The 17,330-nt window shown below is 74.8% G+C and carries 16 protein-coding genes; 12 read left to right on the forward strand and 4 right to left on the reverse strand.

All coding sequences use genetic code 11. The features are described from left to right. The first annotated feature begins 67 nt into the window (after nt 1–67). The 4 genes from ACWGL3_RS23275 to ACWGL3_RS23290 all read left to right on the forward strand — a co-directional run bounded on the left by ACWGL3_RS23275 (nt 68) and on the right by ACWGL3_RS23290 (nt 3,409). Nucleotides 68–859, forward strand: coding sequence for an MSMEG_4193 family putative phosphomutase (locus ACWGL3_RS23275; RefSeq protein WP_267949239.1), 792 nt, complete (start codon nt 68–70; stop codon nt 857–859). Nucleotides 860–992: 133 nt separating this feature from the next. After that, entirely contained in the window at nt 993–1,574 is a 582-nt protein-coding gene (locus ACWGL3_RS23280; protein WP_267949240.1) for a DUF3090 domain-containing protein, read from the forward strand. Nucleotides 1,575–1,638: 64 nt separating this feature from the next. Next, a complete protein-coding gene (locus ACWGL3_RS23285; RefSeq protein WP_267949241.1) occupies nt 1,639–2,391 on the forward strand; it encodes an SCO1664 family protein in 753 nt (250 codons plus the stop codon). Between the two features lie 217 nt (nt 2,392–2,608). Beyond that, the gene (locus ACWGL3_RS23290) at nt 2,609–3,409 is read left to right on the forward strand and encodes an HAD-IIA family hydrolase (RefSeq protein WP_267949242.1); all 801 of its coding nucleotides are present in this window, start codon (nt 2,609–2,611) and stop codon (nt 3,407–3,409) included. A 228-nt stretch (nt 3,410–3,637) separates the two neighbouring features. Here the strand turns inward: ACWGL3_RS23290 and ACWGL3_RS23295 are convergent, their stop codons facing one another. After that, nucleotides 3,638–4,021, reverse strand: coding sequence for an RNA polymerase-binding protein RbpA (locus ACWGL3_RS23295; protein ID WP_267949243.1), 384 nt, complete (start codon nt 4,019–4,021; stop codon nt 3,638–3,640). 898 nt (nt 4,022–4,919) lie between these two features. Here ACWGL3_RS23295 and ACWGL3_RS23300 point away from each other — a divergent pair. The 7 genes from ACWGL3_RS23300 to ACWGL3_RS23330 all read left to right on the forward strand — a co-directional run bounded on the left by ACWGL3_RS23300 (nt 4,920) and on the right by ACWGL3_RS23330 (nt 11,378). After that, nucleotides 4,920–6,290, forward strand: a complete 1,371-nt coding sequence (locus ACWGL3_RS23300) for an ATP-binding protein (protein WP_452461779.1) — start codon at nt 4,920–4,922, stop codon at nt 6,288–6,290. Then, the gene (locus tag ACWGL3_RS23305; RefSeq protein ID WP_267949245.1) at nt 6,290–6,694 is read left to right on the forward strand and encodes a roadblock/LC7 domain-containing protein; all 405 of its coding nucleotides are present in this window, start codon (nt 6,290–6,292) and stop codon (nt 6,692–6,694) included. The genes ACWGL3_RS23300 and ACWGL3_RS23305 overlap by 1 nt, the downstream gene beginning before the upstream one ends. After that, on the forward strand, nt 6,691–7,050 hold the full coding sequence (locus ACWGL3_RS23310; RefSeq protein ID WP_267949246.1) for a DUF742 domain-containing protein: 360 nt from the start codon (nt 6,691–6,693) through the stop codon (nt 7,048–7,050). Before ACWGL3_RS23305 ends, ACWGL3_RS23310 begins: the two co-directional genes overlap by 4 nt. Continuing rightward, a complete protein-coding gene (locus ACWGL3_RS23315) occupies nt 7,031–7,654 on the forward strand; it encodes a GTP-binding protein (protein ID WP_267949247.1) in 624 nt (207 codons plus the stop codon). Before ACWGL3_RS23310 ends, ACWGL3_RS23315 begins: the two co-directional genes overlap by 20 nt. A 158-nt stretch (nt 7,655–7,812) precedes the next feature. Beyond that, nucleotides 7,813–9,030 carry a cytochrome P450 gene (locus ACWGL3_RS23320; protein WP_267949248.1) on the forward strand — a complete coding sequence of 406 codons (1,218 nt, stop codon included), beginning with the start codon at nt 7,813–7,815 and terminating at the stop codon, nt 9,028–9,030. Then, nucleotides 9,030–10,283, forward strand: coding sequence for a cytochrome P450 family protein (locus ACWGL3_RS23325; protein WP_267949249.1), 1,254 nt, complete (start codon nt 9,030–9,032; stop codon nt 10,281–10,283). Before ACWGL3_RS23320 ends, ACWGL3_RS23325 begins: the two co-directional genes overlap by 1 nt. Nucleotides 10,284–10,445: 162 nt before the next feature. Continuing rightward, nucleotides 10,446–11,378: a hypothetical protein gene (locus tag ACWGL3_RS23330; protein ID WP_267949250.1), complete on the forward strand. Its 933-nt coding sequence runs from the start codon at nt 10,446–10,448 to the stop codon at nt 11,376–11,378. 328 nt (nt 11,379–11,706) lie between these two features. Here the strand turns inward: ACWGL3_RS23330 and ACWGL3_RS23335 are convergent, their stop codons facing one another. From ACWGL3_RS23335 to ACWGL3_RS23345, 3 genes are all read right to left on the reverse strand, one after another. Beyond that, nucleotides 11,707–13,392, reverse strand: a complete 1,686-nt coding sequence (locus ACWGL3_RS23335; RefSeq protein WP_267949251.1) for an ABC-F family ATP-binding cassette domain-containing protein — start codon at nt 13,390–13,392, stop codon at nt 11,707–11,709. A 324-nt stretch (nt 13,393–13,716) separates the two neighbouring features. Then, nucleotides 13,717–14,355, reverse strand: a complete 639-nt coding sequence (locus ACWGL3_RS23340; RefSeq protein WP_452461781.1) for an NUDIX hydrolase — start codon at nt 14,353–14,355, stop codon at nt 13,717–13,719. A 30-nt stretch (nt 14,356–14,385) separates the two neighbouring features. Then, a complete protein-coding gene (locus ACWGL3_RS23345) occupies nt 14,386–15,903 on the reverse strand; it encodes a hypothetical protein (RefSeq protein WP_267949253.1) in 1,518 nt (505 codons plus the stop codon). A 337-nt stretch (nt 15,904–16,240) separates the two neighbouring features. Here ACWGL3_RS23345 and ACWGL3_RS23350 point away from each other — a divergent pair, with 337 nt between their 5' ends. Further along, nucleotides 16,241–17,209, forward strand: a complete 969-nt coding sequence (locus tag ACWGL3_RS23350) for a TIGR03557 family F420-dependent LLM class oxidoreductase (RefSeq protein ID WP_267949254.1) — start codon at nt 16,241–16,243, stop codon at nt 17,207–17,209. The last annotated feature ends 121 nt before the right edge of the window (nt 17,210–17,330 follow it).

A 17,330-nucleotide genomic window follows, 5' to 3' on the forward strand; every position in this document is an offset into this window, starting at 1 on the left:
CGCCCAATCGGCGGGCGCGCCCCCGGACTCCGGCCCGGCGGCCCCGACCGGGCCTACCCTGGTGCCCATGGCGACACCAGCACCCCACGAGACCCCGACCGCGCCCGAGGCGGTCACCCTCCTCCTCGTCCGGCACGGGATGACCGACGCCACAGGGCCCCGCCTGGCCGGGCGGGCCGCGGGGGTCCACCTCAACGACACGGGCCGCGCCCAGGCCGCCGACCTGGCCGCCCGCCTGGCCGGACTCCGCCCGGCGGCCCTGGTCTCCAGCCCGCTCGAACGCTGCCGGGAGACGGCCGGGGCCGTCGCCGAACGGCTCGGCGTCCCCGTCACCGAGGACGAGCGCTTCCTGGAGTGCGACTACGGCTCCTGGACCGGGCGCTCGCTGGCCGAGCTGTCCGGCGAACCCCTGTGGCGCGTCGTGCAGGACCACCCCAGCGCCGCCCGCTTCCCCGGCGGCGAGTCGCTCGCCGCCGCCTCGGCCCGCGCCGTCGGGGCCGTCCGCGACTGGAACACCCGCCTGCTGCTGCCCCCGGCGGGGGCGGCGGTACCGTCCCCCGCCGGGGACGGGGACGCACCGGCCGCGCCGCCCGTGTACGTGGTGTGCAGCCACGGCGACATCATCAAGGCGATCGTCGCCGACGCACTCGGCATGCACCTGGACCTCTTCCAGCGCCTGCGCGTGGACCCCTGCTCGGTCACCTCCATCACCTACGCGCGCACCCGCCCGTTCCTCAACAAGCTCAACGACACGGGCGAGGGCCTGGCCGCCGGCCTGCCCACCCCGGCGGAGGCGGGCGGGGAAGCGGCCGTGGGCGGGGGAGCGGGGAGCCGGGCGCCGGCCCCGGGCACCGCCTGAGGGGCCGGGGCGGGCGTGGGCGCCGGGACCCCGTCCGGACCCGGCGCCGGGCCGCCCCGCCCGGCCCTGACGCTCCACCAGCGGATCCGGGGGGTTTGGCGCGGGGCCCGCGCTATCCCTTAAGGTTCTTTCCATGCCCGTCTTTCAGTTCAACCCGCCGGAGCGGTTCGTCGCAGGAACCGTGGGCCAGCCGGGAGACCGCACCTTCTTCCTCCAAGCGGTGGGAGAGGGGCGCATCACCAGCGTCGTGCTGGAGAAGGCGCAGGTCGAGGCGCTCGCCACCCGTATCGAGGAACTGCTGGAAGAAGTGAACCGGCGCTTCGGCTCCCCGCCGGACGACGTCGCCTCGCCCGAGGACGACGGCCCCCTCGAGCAGCCCATCGAGCAGGACTTCCGCGTGGGCACCCTCGCCCTGGCCTGGGACGCCGAGGCGGCCCGCGTCATCATCGAGGCGCAGGAGGTCGACGAGACCGCCGGCGAGGACCTGGTCGAGGACGACGAGGAGGAGCTGGAGGTCTTCGCCGAGGAGGCCCCCGCCCACCGCGACGTCCTGCGCGTCTACCTCACGCCCGGCGCCGCCCGCGCGTTCGCCGGACGCGCGATGAAGGTCGTCGCCGCCGGCCGCCCGGACTGCCCGCTGTGCGGGCGCCCGCTCGACCCCAACGGCCACATCTGCGCGCGCCAGAACGGCTACCGCCCGGACCGCCTCGTCTGACCTCGCCGTCGACGACGCCGCCGGCGGTCCCGACACGCTCACTCCCGACCCCCGGAGGGCCGCCATGAGGGACACCGCCGACGCCTTCGACGGCCTCAGCCCCTCCGTGGGGCTCGAACTCCTCCTCCACGGGGAGATCACCGTGGAGGGGCGCCTGACCGCCGCGTCCAACGCCACCCTGTACTGCACGGTCTCCGACGGCGTCCGCTCGGCGGCGTGCGTGTACAAGCCGGTGGCGGGGGAGCGGCCACTGTGGGACTTCCCCGACGGGACGCTGGCCGGCCGCGAGGTCTCCGCCTACGCCGTCTCCGAGGCTCTGGGCTGGGCGGTCGTGCCGCCCACGGTCCACCGCGAGGGCCCCTTCGGCGAGGGCATGGTGCAGCTGTGGGTGCACGGCGACACGACGGTGGACCTGGTCGCCCTGTCGAGGGAGACCGACAACACCGGCCTGCGCCGCATGGCGGTGTTCGACGCGGTCGTCAACAACTCCGACCGCAAGATCGGCCACCTGCTGCCCACCCCCGGGGGGCACCTGTACGGCTGCGACCACGGCGTCACCTTCGCCGAGGACTACAAGCTGCGCACGGTGCTGTGGCAGTGGCAGGGGCAGCCCCTGCCCGAGGACGTCGTGGAGCGGCTGGGGGCGGTGGGGGCCCAGCTCGAGGACTCCGGCAGCGCCCTGTCCGCGACCCTGCGCCGCCACCTGACCGGCCCGGAGGCCTACGCGGTCCGCAGCCGGGTGGAGCTGCTCGTGCGCCACGGCATCCACCCCTACCCCGCCCCGGACTGGCCGGCCGTCCCCTGGCCCCCGGTCTGACCGCGGGCCGGGGGACGGCCCGCGCGGCGCCCTCGCCCGCGCCCCTCCCCGGCACGCCGGTCTCCGGCGCGATGATCCGGACGCGGGGGCGGGCGGCCCTGGGTGTCGGAAGCGTGGACGAGCGGTGTTCTCCCGCGCCCCGTCCCGGACGGGCGGGTGTGAGTCGTGTCCACTACCGGGGGGTAGGAATGGTGCACTACCGACCACGGCATGCACAATGGTGCACGTGAGCAACGAGTGGAACTACCTTTTCGACATGGACGGCGTCCTCGTACGCGAGGAACACCTGATCCCCGGCGCCGACACGCTGATCGCGGAGCTGCGCGAACACGGGACCCCGTTCATGGTGTTGACCAACAACTCCATGTACACCCCGCGTGATCTGCGCGCGCGTTTGCTCAACACGGGCCTGGACATCCCGGAGGAGTCCATCTGGACGTCGGCGCTGGCGACGGCGCAGTTCCTCCAGACCCAGCGCCCCGGCGGCTCCGCCTACGTCGTCGGCGAGTCGGGGCTGACCACCGCCCTGCACAACGTCGGCTACGTGATGACCGAGCGCAACCCCGACTACGTGGTCCTGGGCGAGACGCGCACCTACAGCTTCGAGGCCATCACCCGTGCGATCCGCCTGGTCCGCGGCGGGGCCAGGTTCATCGCCACCAACCCCGACGAGACCGGTCCGAGCGCCGAGGGCCCGCTGCCCGCCACGGGCGCGGTCGCCGCGCTGATCGAGAAGGCGACGGGGCGGCGCCCCTACTTCATCGGCAAGCCCAACCCCCTGATGATGCGGTCGGCGCTGCGCCGGATCGGCGCCCACTCCGAGAACACGCTGATGGTCGGCGACCGGATGGACACCGACGTGCTCAGCGGCCTGGAGGCGGGCCTGCAGACCGTCCTGGTGCTGACGGGCATCTCCGGCCGGGACACGGCCGAGCAGTTCCCCTACCGCCCCACACGGGTGCTCGAGTCGGTGAAGGAGCTCGTCGGCCACACGCAGGACCCCTTCAACCGCGGCTAGGGGCCGACCGGAACCGCCGCCCGTGCGGCGTGAGGGCCCCGGCCCGGATGACCTCGTACGTGCGGCCGACGCCGAACCCCGCCGCGGGTACGAGACCACGGGGCGGGGCCGCCGACCCCTTCGGCCGCGGCCGGGGGGCACGGCCGCCCGTCCCGAGGGGCGGACCCCCGCACACGACGACGGGGGCGGCGGACGCATCGTCCACCGCCCCCGTGTGTCGCGGGGTGGTCAGGCGCTCTGCCGCTGCTTGGCGAGCTCCTCCACCTTGGCCGCCTCCTCGCGGCGGCGGGCGCGCAGGAGGGCCAGGCGTTCGGCGAGGACCTCTTCGAGGTCCTCCATGCTCCGGCGCTCCAGCAGCATGTCCCAGTGCGTGCGCACCGGCTTGGTGTTCTTGGGCTCTTCGCCGTTGCCGTCCCGTCGGAGGGCGCGGTCGCCGCAGAAGCGGCACTCCCATTCGACGGGGATCTCGGCCTCGGTCGCGAACGTGACCGAGAAGCGGTGGCCCCGGGTGCAGTCGTAGGTGACTTCCTGCCGCGGAGCCAGGTCGGTGTTGCGGTCGTTCTCGTAGCTCGTCGCCCCGAGCCGGGTGCCGCGAAGTGCTCGCTCGGCCATCGTGTGGGTGCCTCCAGGCGCTTGTGCGGTCTCGCGGGGTGTAACACGTCGTTCCACGTCAAGATTCCCCGCTGACCTGAGGTCGAATCACCCCGGGAGCTCTCGGGGCCACTCGTCCTCGGAAACTTCGTCCGGCGCGCAGAGTCTGGCACATGTGACCTGCGGCACTCCAGGGTGCCCTTTTCGGGTGTGTCTCTATTCCGCGCGTCCTTGGAAGAAAAACATCCCGTACACCCCCTTTGTTCCATCGGTCGGCGCGTCGCGGTTCACGTGCCGGTCGCGGGCGCCGCGTGTCCGACGGTGCGGGCCGGGTGCTCCCGCGCCGCGGGGTGGGGCGGTCCGACCGGCCGCCGTCCGCTCGGAGGCCGGTTCGGCCCCCCGGCGGAACGGCGCGCACATGCGCTCCGTGTCCGTCAGGTCGCCGCCGTTCCCGGGGTGCGGTCGCCCGCGCGGGGAGAGGCGCGCCGCGGACGCGCGGTTCGGCGGGGCGGCCGCCCGGCTGTTCCGCGACCCCGTGGGCGCGCTAGTCACATCTGCCACATCTGTAACACGGGGCGCTTGTGCATGCTGTCGTGGCTGTTCACGATATGTGCGCCCGGATTGTCCGGACAATGGCGTTTGCTCATTTTCCGAGGGGTTGCGAAAGTGCCTATCACGTTGGGGAAGTCCTCTGCCCGGCGGGATGCGGGCGCCTGTGCCGTGTCCCCCATTGATTCTTCATTGTCCTGGCATGGTCGCTTCCATCGTCTGATGGTATGTTGACTCGCTGTGCGCCGAAAAGCGCTGGTTGAGACAATTACGTCCTTCCTTTCGGTGGACTCCCGTATGCGGAAAACGATCTTTCCGCGTGCCCTCGTGCACTGCCCGCAAGTGAAGACGCCGCCGGACGTGGAGCCCGATGACTGCCTGGAAGACCCCCCTCCCCCCGGGAGACGCGCCGCAGGGGACGCGCGCCCCGCGCCGGCTCCTCCTGCTCCCGCTGGCCGCCCTGCCCTTCTGGGGCTGGACCCTGTGGGCCGTCCCCGGACTCCGGGAACTCCCGGCCGCCGCGGCGTCCGCCGCGCCCCTCCTGCTGCTCGTGGCCCTCGCCCTGCTCCTGGACCGCCGCGACCGCCGGGTCCGCGAGCTCGGCGCCGAGCTCGCCGGCCTGCGCACCGACACCGCCGCGCTCGCCGACGAGCACCTGCCCCGGCTGGTCGAGCGCCTGCGCGCCGGGGACTCCGCCGAGACCGCCCTGCACCGGCTGCCCCGGATCGACGACCCCGGAGCGCACGCCGCGCTGAAGGCGGTCGCCGCGGAGATCGCCGCCGCCGAACGCCGCAGGTCGGCCGCCATGGTCGCCTGCGCCACCGCGGCCGGGCGGGTCCAGGCGCTCACCACCACGATGCTCGCCGACCTGCGCCGGATGCAGGAGCGCCACGGCGACGGCTCCGGCGACGACGTCCTCGGCGACCTCATGCACCTGGACCACAGCACCGCCCAGGCGGGACGCATCGCCGACAGCATCGCCGTCCTGACCGGGGCGCGCTCCGGCCGCCGCTGGGGCCGCGCCATCGCGATGGAGAGCGTCGTCCGCGGAGCCATGGGGCGGATCGGCGCCTACCGGCGCGTCCGCGTACACAACGTGTCCGAGCAGGCCGTCGCCGGGTTCGCCGCCGAGGGCGTCATCCACGCCCTCGCCGAGGTCCTCGACAACGCGGCCAAGTTCTCGCCGCCCACCGCCGAGGTCCACGTGCACGTGGAGGAGGTGCAGGCCGGGATCGCCGTCATGGTCGAGGACGGCGGGCTGGTCATGGGGGAGGAGGCCCTGCGCCGGGCCCGCAGCGCGGTCGAGAACCGCCTCGACCTCTCCGCCATCTCCGGCACGCGACTGGGGCTGTCGGTCGTGGGCCGGATCGCCCACCGGTACGGTCTGTCGGTCTCCTTCCGCCCCTCCTCGCGCGGCGGCACCGCGGTCGTCCTGCTCCTGCCCCGCAAACTCGTCAAACCGCTGCCCGAGCCCCCGGTCCGACCGGAGCCCGAGGAGGCCCCCTCCACCCCGGTCCGCCCGGGGACCGCGGACACCGGGACCGGACCGCTCCCCGCCGCGGCGCCGGCCGCCGCGGACGGCGGGCTGCCCCAGCGCCGCCGCGGGCAGACCCTCGCGGCGGCCGAGAGCGCCGGGCCCCGACCCCGTACGACACGTCCCGCCACCGCGGCCCAGGGGTTCGGCGCGTTCCGCTCCGCTGTGCGCGGCCAGGACCCGACCGGATCACCGAAGGACGCATGATGGACCTCGACACGTTGACCTGGCTTCTCGAAGGCCTCCTCGAACGCACGCCCGGCACCCGCCACGCGCTCGTCCTGTCACGCGACGGGCTCAAGCTGTGCCACAGCGCGGGCCTGCGCGCCGACAGCGCCGACCACCTCGCGGCCATCGCCGCCGGGGTGCAGAGCCTGGCGCACAGCGCGTCGGTGGAGTTCGGCGACGGAGGGGGCGGCGTCCGCCAGGCCATGGCCGAGTTCTACGGCGGGCTGCTGTTCATCGTCGAGGCGGGGCACGGGGCCCACCTCGCCGTCATCACGTCGGCGGAGGCCGAGCCCGGCCTGGTCGGGCACAACATGAACGAACTCGTCGAGCAGATGGGCGAGCACCTCACCACGCCGCCGCGCGCGGTCCCCGGACCGGCATGAGCGGCGCCCACCGCCACGAGGGGCCCGACCGGCTCTACGTGATCACCTCCGGCCGGAGCGGGGGAGCCGACGAGTCGCTGGACGCGGTCACCCTCGTCGTGGCCGAGAGCGAGGCCGTGCCCGGCATGCAGTCCGAGCACGCCGAGATCCTGCGCCTGTGCCGGAACCCGACGGCGGTGGTGGAGGTGTCGGCGCACCTGCGCCTGCCCGTGGCGGTCGTGCGCATCCTGCTCACCGACCTCCTGGACACCGGCAGGATCACCGCGCGCCACCCCCGGCCGGCCCCCTCGCCGGCCCAGCCCCTCGCCTCACCGGACGTCCTGGAGAAGGTCCTCGTTGCACTCCACAACCTCTGAGCCCCCCGCACCCGGGCCCCGCACCGCCGAGGCGCCGCTGCCCGGGACCACGGAGCAGGCCCTCAAGATCACCGTCCTCGGGGGCTTCGGCGTCGGCAAGACCACCCTGGTGCGCTCGGTCAGCGAGATCCGGCCGCTCGACACCGAGGAGACCATGACGCGGGCGGGCGCGGCCGTCGACGACCTGGAGGGCGTCGAGGGCAAGCGCGCCACCACCGTCGCCTTCGACTTCGGCCGCATCACCCTGGACGCCACCGCCGTCCTGTACGTGTTCGGGGCGCCCGGCCAGGAGCGCTTCTGGTTCCTGTGGGACCGCCTCTTCGCCGGGTCGCTCGGCGCGGTCGTCCTCGTGGACACCCGCCGCCTGGAGGAGTCCTGGTACGCCATCGACCGGCTGGAGGCCCAGGGGACCCCCTTCGTCGTCGCCCACAACGACTTCGGGGAGACCTCCCACGGCCTCGACGAGGTGCGCGCCGCCCTCGACCTCGACCCGGCCGTCCCGCTCGTGCGCTGCGACGCCCGCGAGCGCGACTCGGCCAAGCAGGTCCTGATCTCGCTGGTCCGGCACGTCCGCTCCCTCGTCGCGGCGCGGAGCGCCCGGTGAGCGGCCCCGGCGAGGCCCCCCGGCCCCGGCCGCCCGCGCGGCACTAGCACCGGTGCCGGCGCCGCCGAGGTCCGGCACACGCCCATCCCCAGGCCACGCGCGCGACCGGGCACGAGCCGGTCGGCGCGGGGCAGCGCCCCCTCCAGGAGAGGAACCCCGTGCGAGGCCAGCCCGTCAAGCTGTACGACCCCGCGTTCAACGCCGACCCAGAGGGCTTCTACCGGTCCATGCGCGAGGAGCACGGGCCGGTCGTGCCCGTGCTCATGGACGGTGACGTCCCCGCCTGGCTGGTCATCGGCTACCAGGAGCTCCACCACGTGCTGAGCGACCACGGCGTGTTCGCCCGCAGCCCCCGGCGCTGGAACGCCTGGGACAGGGTGCCGGAGAACTGGCCGCTGCTGCCGGTGCTGGTCCCGCTCCCCAACCTGCTCTCGGCGGAGGGCGAGGACCACCGGCGGCGGGTGCGGGCGGTCAACGACGCCCTCGACGGCGCCGACCCGCACGAGCTGCGCATGGTCGCCACCCGCATCGCCGACCGCCTCGTCGACGGCTTCTGTGCCTCCTCCTCGGCCGACCTGCGCTCCCAGTACGCCCAGCGCCTGCCCTCCCTGCTCCTGTGCTGGATGTACGGCATGGACGACGACCGGGGCGAGAGGATCGCCTCCCTCATGGGGACCGTCTTCGACGCCGGCCCCGACTCCCAGAGGGCCCACGCCGAGATCGCCGCCGAGCTGGCCGGGCTGATCGCCGCCCGCAGGGCCGAGCCCGGGCCGGACGTGGTCTCCCGGATGATCGCCCACCCCGCCGCCTACACGGAGGAGGACCTGGTCGCCGAGCTCGTGGCGGTCCTGGGCGGGGCCCACCAGACCACCTCGGAGTGGATCGGCAACGCGCTGCGCCTGATGCTCACCGACGACCGGTTCTCCGCCTCCCTGTCCGGGGCGCGCAGCAGCGTCCAGGAGGCCCTGACCGAGGTCCTGTGGGAGGACTCCCCGTCGCAGATGAACGCCGGCCGCTTCGCCGTCCACGACGTGGAGCTGGGCGGGAAGGTCGTCCGCAAGGGCGACCTGCTGCTGCTCGGGTACGCCGCGGCCAACAAGGACCCGCGCGTGCACGCCGGCCCGCGCGCGCCCGGCGGCGGGACCAACCACGCCCACCTGTCCTTCTCCCACGGAGAACACGGCTGCCCCCACGCCGCGCGGGGGACGGCCGAGACCATGGCCATCACGGCCATCGAGGTCCTGCTCGACCGTCTGCCCGACATCGAGCTGGCGGTACCCGCCGACGAGGTCCGGTGGCGTCCGTCGCCCTGGGTCCGGGGGGTCGTCTCCCTCCCGGTCACCTTCACTCCAGCACCCCCCCAAGGAGTCATCTGATGCCCTGTCCCGTTCAGCACACCCCCGACGGAGCGGTCCTCGTCCACGCGGTGCCCGAGGACGTGCAGGCCGACCGCGAGCGCCTGTACCAGGAGGGCCCGGTCGTGCGGGTGGAGCTGCCCGGCGGCGTGCGCGCGTGGGCCACCACCCACCACGAGGTCAGCCGGGCCACGCTCAACGACCCCCGGTTCGTCAAGAGCGTCGCGCACTGGGCCGACTTCCAGAGCGGCGCGGTCACCGCGGAGTGGCCGCTGATGGGGACCATCCCCACCGACGACACCAACATGCTCGCCCTGGACGGCGCGCCGCACCGCAGGATGCGCCGGCTCATCGCCAGCCCCTTCTCGGCGCGCCGGGTCGAGAGGCTGCGCCCGCGCATCGAGGCGCTGACCTCCAAGGCCCTGGACGCGCTGGAGGAGCGGGCGGGCGAGCGGCTGGACCTGCGGTCGGAGTTCACGTTCAAGGTGCCCATGGCCGTGATCGGCGAGCTGTACGGGGTGGCGGAGGAGGAGTACACCAACCTGGGCGAGATGTACGCCAAGCTCTTCTCCGGCACCACCGAGGAGGGGGAGCACCTCCAGATCTACGCGACCCTGTTCCAGTTCTTCGCGGAGATGACGGCCCGCAAGAGGGCGGCCGTGGACGAGCACGACGACTTCACCGCCGACCTGCTCCGGGCGGGCGAGGGGGAGGACGACGCCCTCAGCGACACGGAGATCGCCGTCACCCTGCTGACGGTGGTGGCGGCCGGGCACGAGACGACGGTCAACCTGCTCAACAACGTGGTGCGCGCGCTGCTCGCCCACCCCGGGCAGCTCGACCGGCTCAGGCGCGGCGAGGTCACGTGGGACGCGGTGGTCGAGGAGACCCTGCGCTACGACCCGCCCAACAACGTCATGATGTTCCGGTTCGCCACCGAGGACGTCGAGATCGGCGGCCAGACCATCCGCAAGGGCGAGGCGCTGATGACGCACTACGGCGCCGCGACGCGGGACCGGCAGGAGTTCGGGGAGGAGCCGCACCCGTCGGTGTTCGACCCGGACCGGACGCAGGGCCGCCACATCTCCTTCGGGTACGGTCCGCACATCTGCCCCGGCGCGCCCCTGTCGCGCCTGGAGGCCGGGATCATCCTGCCGATGCTCTTCGAGCGCTTCCCCGACCTTCGCCTGGCGGTCCCGGACGAGGAGCTGGAGGTCGTGGCGGCGCTGTCGGTGACCAGCCTGCGGGAGTTCCCCGTCGTCCTGCGCCCGTAGACGGTCCGGCCGGGGCAGGGGCCCCAGGGAGGGGCGGCCCCTGCCCCGGCGGAGCGGGAAACCGTCGACAACTCCTTACGCCGACAAACCCCTGCATTGACGACGCCGAGTCATAAAATCGGCGGGTCGTGGGTTCTCGCGGAGAACACGGGGGAAACGGGAATGGCGTCGATCCGGCTGGCCGCCGCCGCGGCCGTCATCCTCCTCGGGGCCGCCGCGGCCGGCTGCGACGCCGCCGGGGTGCGCCTCCCGCCCGGCGGCGGGCACGCGCCGGCCGCGCCGTCCGAGCCCGACGGCGCGCGCCCGGCGCCCGGGCCCGCCCGCACCCCCGGCGGGGAGGAGGGGCCCCGCACCGGTCCGGGGACGGACCCGGAGGAGCGGCCCTCCGCCTCCGACCCCGCGACGGGGGAGGCGCGGGAGCCGGAGGAGGCCCCCGAGGAGGCCGTCGCGGCGTACATGGAGGCGCTCGCCTCCGGCGACCCCGCACGGATGGCCGCCGGGCTGGCGTACGCGGCCGAGGGCTCCACGGCCCACGACTACCTCGCCCACCAGGTGTCCGTCGCCCGCGCCGGGGCCGACGGGGGCAGCCCCGCCGCGGTCTTCGAGGCCGAGCGCACCGCCCACGGCTGGAAGCTGTGCCGCGAGTCCGACCCCGGAGGCGCGCCGGGCTGCTCCGGGTACCGGGGCTTCACCGCGCAGGACGGGCTGGTCGGCGGCCTGCGCGTGAACGGCGGCGACCCCGGTCCGGGCCTGCTGGTCCCTGCCCCGGGCACGCGTCCCAGGGCGGAGTCCGCGGGGGTGAGCGCCACCCTGCTGACCGCCTACCGGTCGACCACGGCCAAGGCCCTGGTGGTGACGGTCGGCTTCGAGACGCGCGAGAACGCCGACCTCGACCTGGGGCAGGCCGTCTACCGGAGCGGGAGCGGACACGAGAGCCGGGTGGACGCCGTCGCGGGACGCCGCGAACTCGACGCGGGGACCCTCGCCCGCGCCGCCTTCCACCTGCCCGGGGCCTCCTCGGGCGGCGTCCTCCGGGTGGGCGGCTGCCTGGAGGAGTGCTCCTCGCTCGTCGAACTGGCGGTGCCCGTCCGGTGAGCGCCGGGGCCGTGGCGGAACCGGGCGGGGGCCGCCCTCCGGCGTCGTCGGGGCTGTGGCCCCACGGAGGCCCCGGTGATAGATTGTGGCGCCACACGGCGCAATTCGTACGAAAGCTATGAGGACCCCGGGCTCGCGCCCCCGGTCCGGACACCGCGGGTGACCACGCGGCCCGGCGCCCGGCTGCCGCGCAGACGGGCCGGGTCGCTCCCCCTACCCCCCGGGGGAGCGGCCCGGCCTCCCGCCGGGAGCGCCCGGGGACCGGCGAGGCCGAGCACGTGCGCGGTCGAGGAGACTCCCACAGGGAGCGCCCCGGGACGCGCCCGCCCTACCTCGCGCGGCGCACCCGGGCCTCGTCCCACACCGGCTCGGGGGCCTCGTACACGCCCCCGTCCGCGCCGAACACGACGAACCGGTCGAACCCCCGCGCGAACCACCGGTCGTGCGTGACCGCCAGGATCGTGCCCTGGTAGGTTTCCAGCGCCGACTCCAGCGCCTCCGCCGACACCACGTCCAGGTTGTCCGTCGGCTCGTCCAGCAGCAGCATGGTCGTCCCCGACAGCTCCAGCAGCAGCACCTGGAACCGCGCCTGCTGGCCGCCGGACAGCGTGTCGAACGCCTGCTCCGCGGCCGGCGCCAGCTCGTAGCGGTCCAGCGCCCGCCCCGACTCCTCCCGCGGGATCCCCCGCCGGGACCCCTCGCCCCGGTGCAGGATGTCCAGGAGCGTGCGGCCCGCGAACTCCGGGTGCTCGTGGGTCTGCGCGAACCACCCGGGCAGCACGCGCGCGCCCAGCCGGGCCGTCCCGGAGTGCTCCACGGAGGGCACCCGCGCCCGCTCCTCCTCCGACAGCGGGGTCGACTCGGGGGCGCTGCCGCCCCCGGCCAGCAGCCGCAGGAAGTGCGACTTCCCCGACCCGTTCGAGCCCAGCACGGCCACCCGCTCGCCGAACCAGACCTCCAGGTCGAACGGGCGCATCAGCCCCGTCAGCTCCAGCCCCTCGCACACCAGGGCCCGCTTGCCGGTGCGCCCGCCGCGCAGCCGCATCCGCAGGCTCTGCTCCCGGGGCAGGTTCTCCGGCGGCCCCGCGTCCTCGAACCGGCGCAGGCGGGTCCGGGCCGACTGGTACCGCGAGGCCATGTCCGAGTTGTAGGACGCCTTCTGCTTGTAGGTGGCCACCAGCGCCCTCAGCTTGGCGTGCTCCTCGTCCCAGCGCCGCCGCAGCTCGTCCAGGCGCTCGAACCGCTCGCGGCGCGCCGCGTGGTAGGTGCCGAAGGCGCCCCCGTGCGTCCACGCGGTGTTGCCCGCGGCGCCCAGCTCGACCGTGACGATGCGGTCGGGGACCCGGCTCAGCAGCTCGCGGTCGTGGGAGACGAACAGCACGGTCTTGGGGGAGGCCAGCAGGGCGTCCTCCAGCCACCGCTTGCCGGGCACGTCCAGGTAGTTGTCCGGCTCGTCCAGCAGCAGGAGCGGCGACGGCCCCCGCAGGAGGGCCTCGATGACCAGGCGCTTCTGCTCACCGCCCGACAGGGTGCGCACCTCGCGCCACCGGCAGCGCTCGTAGGGGACGCCCAGTGCGGCCGTGCAGCACTGGTCCCACACCACCTCGGCCTCGTAGCCCCCGGCGTCCCCGTAGCGGGCGATCGCCCCGGCGTAGCGCATCTGCGTCTTCTCGCCGTCGTCGACCATCATCGCCGCCTCGGCGGCCTCCACGTCGGCGTGCGCCTCGCGCACCGCCGCCGGGGACACCGACACCAGCAGCTCGTGCACGGTGGTCTCGTCGCGTACGTGCCCGATGAACTGCGGCATCACCCCCAGCTCGCCGTCCAGGGTGACCGCTCCCTCCCCGGGGCGCTGATCGCCGCGCACGATCCGCAGCAGGGTGCTCTTGCCCGCGCCGTTGGCGCCCACCAGCGCCGTCTTGGAACCCTCGCCCACCCGGAAGGACACCGCGTCCAGCAGGACCCGCCCGTCGGGAAGGGTGTGACTGACCTGGTTGACGTCGATGTAACCCAAGACCGCTCTCCACGTGGGGTTCTGCCGGGACGCGCGGGGTCGCCGGGCGCGTCCCGGAAGGCTTCCACGCCCCGCTCCGCGTCGGCAACCCGTTTTCCGCGGGGCGCGGTCCCGCCCGCCCGGGCGGGCGGGACCGCGCCCCGGACCGGGGCCCGCGCCGCGCGGCCGGGACAGTCCGTGGCCGAGGTGACGGCGGTCCTGCGCGAGGGGGCCGCGCCGCGCGGCCGGGCCGCCGCCGGGTCGGCCCGGGGTCCCGGGGGGAGCCCCGGTCCGGGCCCTCGCCGAGAGCGGCCACCGCCGCCCGGCCGGGCTCCGCTGCCGGACTCAGTCCAGGAGCCCGTGCATCCGGGCACGTGTCAGGACCGCGATGGTGAAGGCGTCGGTGATCCGCCCGTCGCGGACCATCTCCTCGGCCTCGTCCGGGGACACCACCAGGGACCGGCGGAGCCCCTCCCCGACGTCGAGCGGGCCCAGCGACGCCACCCGCGCGGCCCACAGCCGGGCGTGCCCGCCGAACAGCCCCGAGTCCGGGTGCACGGAGCCCAGGTCGAACAGCTCCGAGGCCTCCGTGCCGAGCTCCTCGCGGAGTTCGCGGCGCACCCCCGCCTCGCCGGGCTCGCCGTCCTCGCCGAACCCGCGCGGGGCCTCCACGTGCCAGGCCCGGGTGGCGTGCCGGAAGTGCTCGACCAGCACCACCGAGTCGCCCAGCAGGGGGAGGACGACGGCGCCGGGCTCCCGGTCCGAGCCCAGCACGCGCACGTAGGCGCCCAGCCGGCCGTCCGGGAAGCGCACGGCGTCCCGCACCACCGTGACGTACTCGTCCGCGTAGACGACGCCGACGCTCCCGCCCGCGCGCTCCCGCGCCTTGGCCACGTCCTCCGGGTCGGTGAGGATCTCGATCCCCCCGGAGAGGTTGGTGAACTCCTCCGGGCGGGAGGCGCGCAACGCGGTGTAGGGATCCACGGGTCTCCCACGGTCGGGCCCGTCCAGGGGTCACTCCTCGTCGTTGACCTGCTGGTCGGAGGGGCGGCCGGCGACACTGTCGTCGGCGTGGACCCGGCCGCGGTCCTCCCTGAACAGACGGACGATGTCGTCGAGGTCGCTCTTGGCGTTCCCCAGCCGCATGGTCGGAAACGTGATGCTGTGGGACAGGCTCCTCGCGGCGGGCGAGAACCGGTCGCGGAACACCAGGCGCGCCACCAGCGGGGCCTGGGCCGCGGCCACCCCCAGTCCCGCCAGGACGAGGTTGTCCTCCGACAGGACGGTGACCGTCATCCCCGGCGCCTGGAGGACCAGGTCGGTGACGATCGAGCGGGGACCGCCCCGTCCGGCCGCCGGACCGCCCAGCCTGCGCGCCGTGCGCAGCATCTGCGCGTGCGACCGGGCCGCGGCCCGGGTGAGCTCCGCGAACTCCTCGGGGTCGGGGACCCGGTCCCAGCTCAGACCGGTGGTCAGGCGGCCCACCGCGTCCGTGTAGGCCCTCCACTCCCCGCTCGCCCTCAGCCGGACGACGGCCTCCAGCGACAGGTCCGTGTAGGAGTTGGGCCCGTCGAGGGCGCGGTACAGGGTGTCGGCGTAGACGCCGCGGAAGGTGGTGAGCAGGCGGGCCAGGGCCTCGGGGTCCGCCTCCGGTCCCGCGCCGTCCAGCTCCTGGAGCACGCTCCTCGGGGGCGACTGGGGAGGGGTGTGGGCGTTGGCGCCGCCCAGGGTGGGCAGGGCCGTGTTGTACACGAGGTCCACCAGGTGCTTGACGGGTACGACGTGGTCGCCCTCCCGGAGCAGGCGCTCGTGCGGCAGGGTCCCCTCCCGGGTGAGGAAGCGCTGGTAGACCGTGCTGCGGGTGATCTGCCCGGTGTCCTGCTCGGCCCCGGCCGCGAAGGCCGCGACCTCCCGCAGCAGGGTCCGGCGCATGTCGTCCACCTGTTCGCGCGGCAGGCCCAGGCCCTCGGCCAGCCGGTGGGGGTCGAGCTCGTGGACACGTGCCACGCGCTCGGTGAAGAACCGGTTGGTGTCGGCCGTGAAGGCGGAGTTGGCCTCGTCGTCCCAGGAGTAGCGCAGGCAGGCGGGACGGGTCTGGCGCACGAGCTCGGTCCACGCGTCGAAGACGCCGTCGTCCACCGTGAACGCGGGCCTCTCGTCGGCCGACCGCTCGTAGAGCAGGTAGGGGATGATCGCGCGCTCGTCGAGCAGGGTGGCCAGGGCCGCCCGCTCCCCGGGGTCGCACCCCGGGGCGTAGTGGCGGTTGAGCACCGGGTTGTTCAGCAGGAAAGCACGGTTGACGAGCAGCGTTCCGCTGTTGACCAGCGCGCGGCGCAGCTCCGCGCCGGCTGCGGCGTCGACCTCGTCCGTGCCGTCCCACGGCCTGGCGTCCTGGCGTTCGGCCGCCAGGTCGGGGGGCATCCACTGGTTGTCCAGGGCCTGGGCGAAGGCCGGGGCGTCGGGCAGGTCGTCGAAGCCCAGCCTGGCGCCGTCGTCGGGGGAGCGGTCGTCGGTGACGGGCGGAGGGGGCATGGGGGCGGCCCTTCCTCGGGAAGTGCCCGCGGGGCGGAGCCGGGGCGGGGTGGCCGACCCGCGGACCGGGAGGGCCTCCCCGTCGCCTCTCGGACAGCGGGGTTCCCTGCGCGGTCCGGACCCCGGTGACCTGCCGGAACGCGCTCAGCAGGGCCCGGCGCCCGGGGCCGGGACCCACTGTGTGTCGGAGCGCCGCCCGCGCCCCGCGCGGTAGTTGTATGGGTGCTCGGGGAGAGGGGACGGGGCCGGGGCGCCCGTCCGCCGACCCGTACGTGAACGGGGCCGGGCCGGGGGAGTGCGGCCGGGCGCCCGGGACCACCACCGAGCAGGGGGACGCATGCAGATCGGGTACAAGCTGGCGACCGAGGCCTTCGGGCCCGAGGAGCTCATCCGGCAGGCGGTGCTGGCCGAGCGCGCCGGGTTCGACTTCGTGGAGATCAGCGACCACTACCACCCCTGGCTGGACAACCAGGGCCACTCGCCGTTCACCTGGACCGTGCTCGGCGCCATCGCGGCCAGGACCGAGCGGATCGGGCTGGTGACCGGGGTGACCTGCCCGACGGTGCGCTACCACCCGGCGATCATCGCCCAGGCCGCCGCGACCCTGGCCCTGGTCTCCCAGGGGCGCTTCGTCCTCGGCGTCGGCTCCGGGGAGCGGCTCAACGAGCACGTCGTCGGCCAGGAGTTCCCCGACTCGGTCCACGTGCGCCACGACATGCTGCGCGAGGCCCTGGAGATCATCCGCCTGCTCTGGAGCGGCGGCTACCAGTCCTACGAGGGCGACTACCTGCGCCTGGAGGACGCCCGCGTCTTCGACCTGCCCGACACCCTGCCGCTGATCGCCGTGGCGGCCAGCGGAGGGGTGTCGGCCAGGCTCGCGGCCGAGTTCGGCGACGGGCTGTTCGCCACCGAGGCCAAGGGCGAGATCGTGCGGGACTACCGCGACGCCGGCGGCGACGGTCCGGGCTACGCCGAGGTGCCCATGGCCTGGGCGCAGGACGAGCACACCGCCGCGCAGGCGGCCCTGGAGACCTCCCGCTGGGCCCTGACCGGGTGGAAGGTCATGAGCGAGCTGCCCAACCCGGTCAACTTCGCGGCCGCCACCACCACGGTCCGGGAGGAGGACGTCCTGGCGCACTTCGCCTGCGGGCCCGACCCCGAGCGCTACGTCGAGGCCGCCCGCAAGTACGTGGACGCGGGCTTCGACCGCCTGGTCATGCAGAACGCGGGGCCCGACCCCGACGGGTTCGTCGACTTCTACCGGCGCGAGCTGGACGGACCCCTGCGCGCGCTCTCCCCGTCCTGAGCCGTGCCGTCCGCCGGGCCCCCCCGGGGCCCCCGCGCGGGGGGGGGGGCGGGGGGCGCGCCGCCCGGGGCCCGCCCCGCCGGGCCGCCCCGGGGGCGGCGCCCCCCCCCCCCCCCCCCCC

Source organism: Nocardiopsis sp. NPDC055824 (assembly GCF_053616335.1).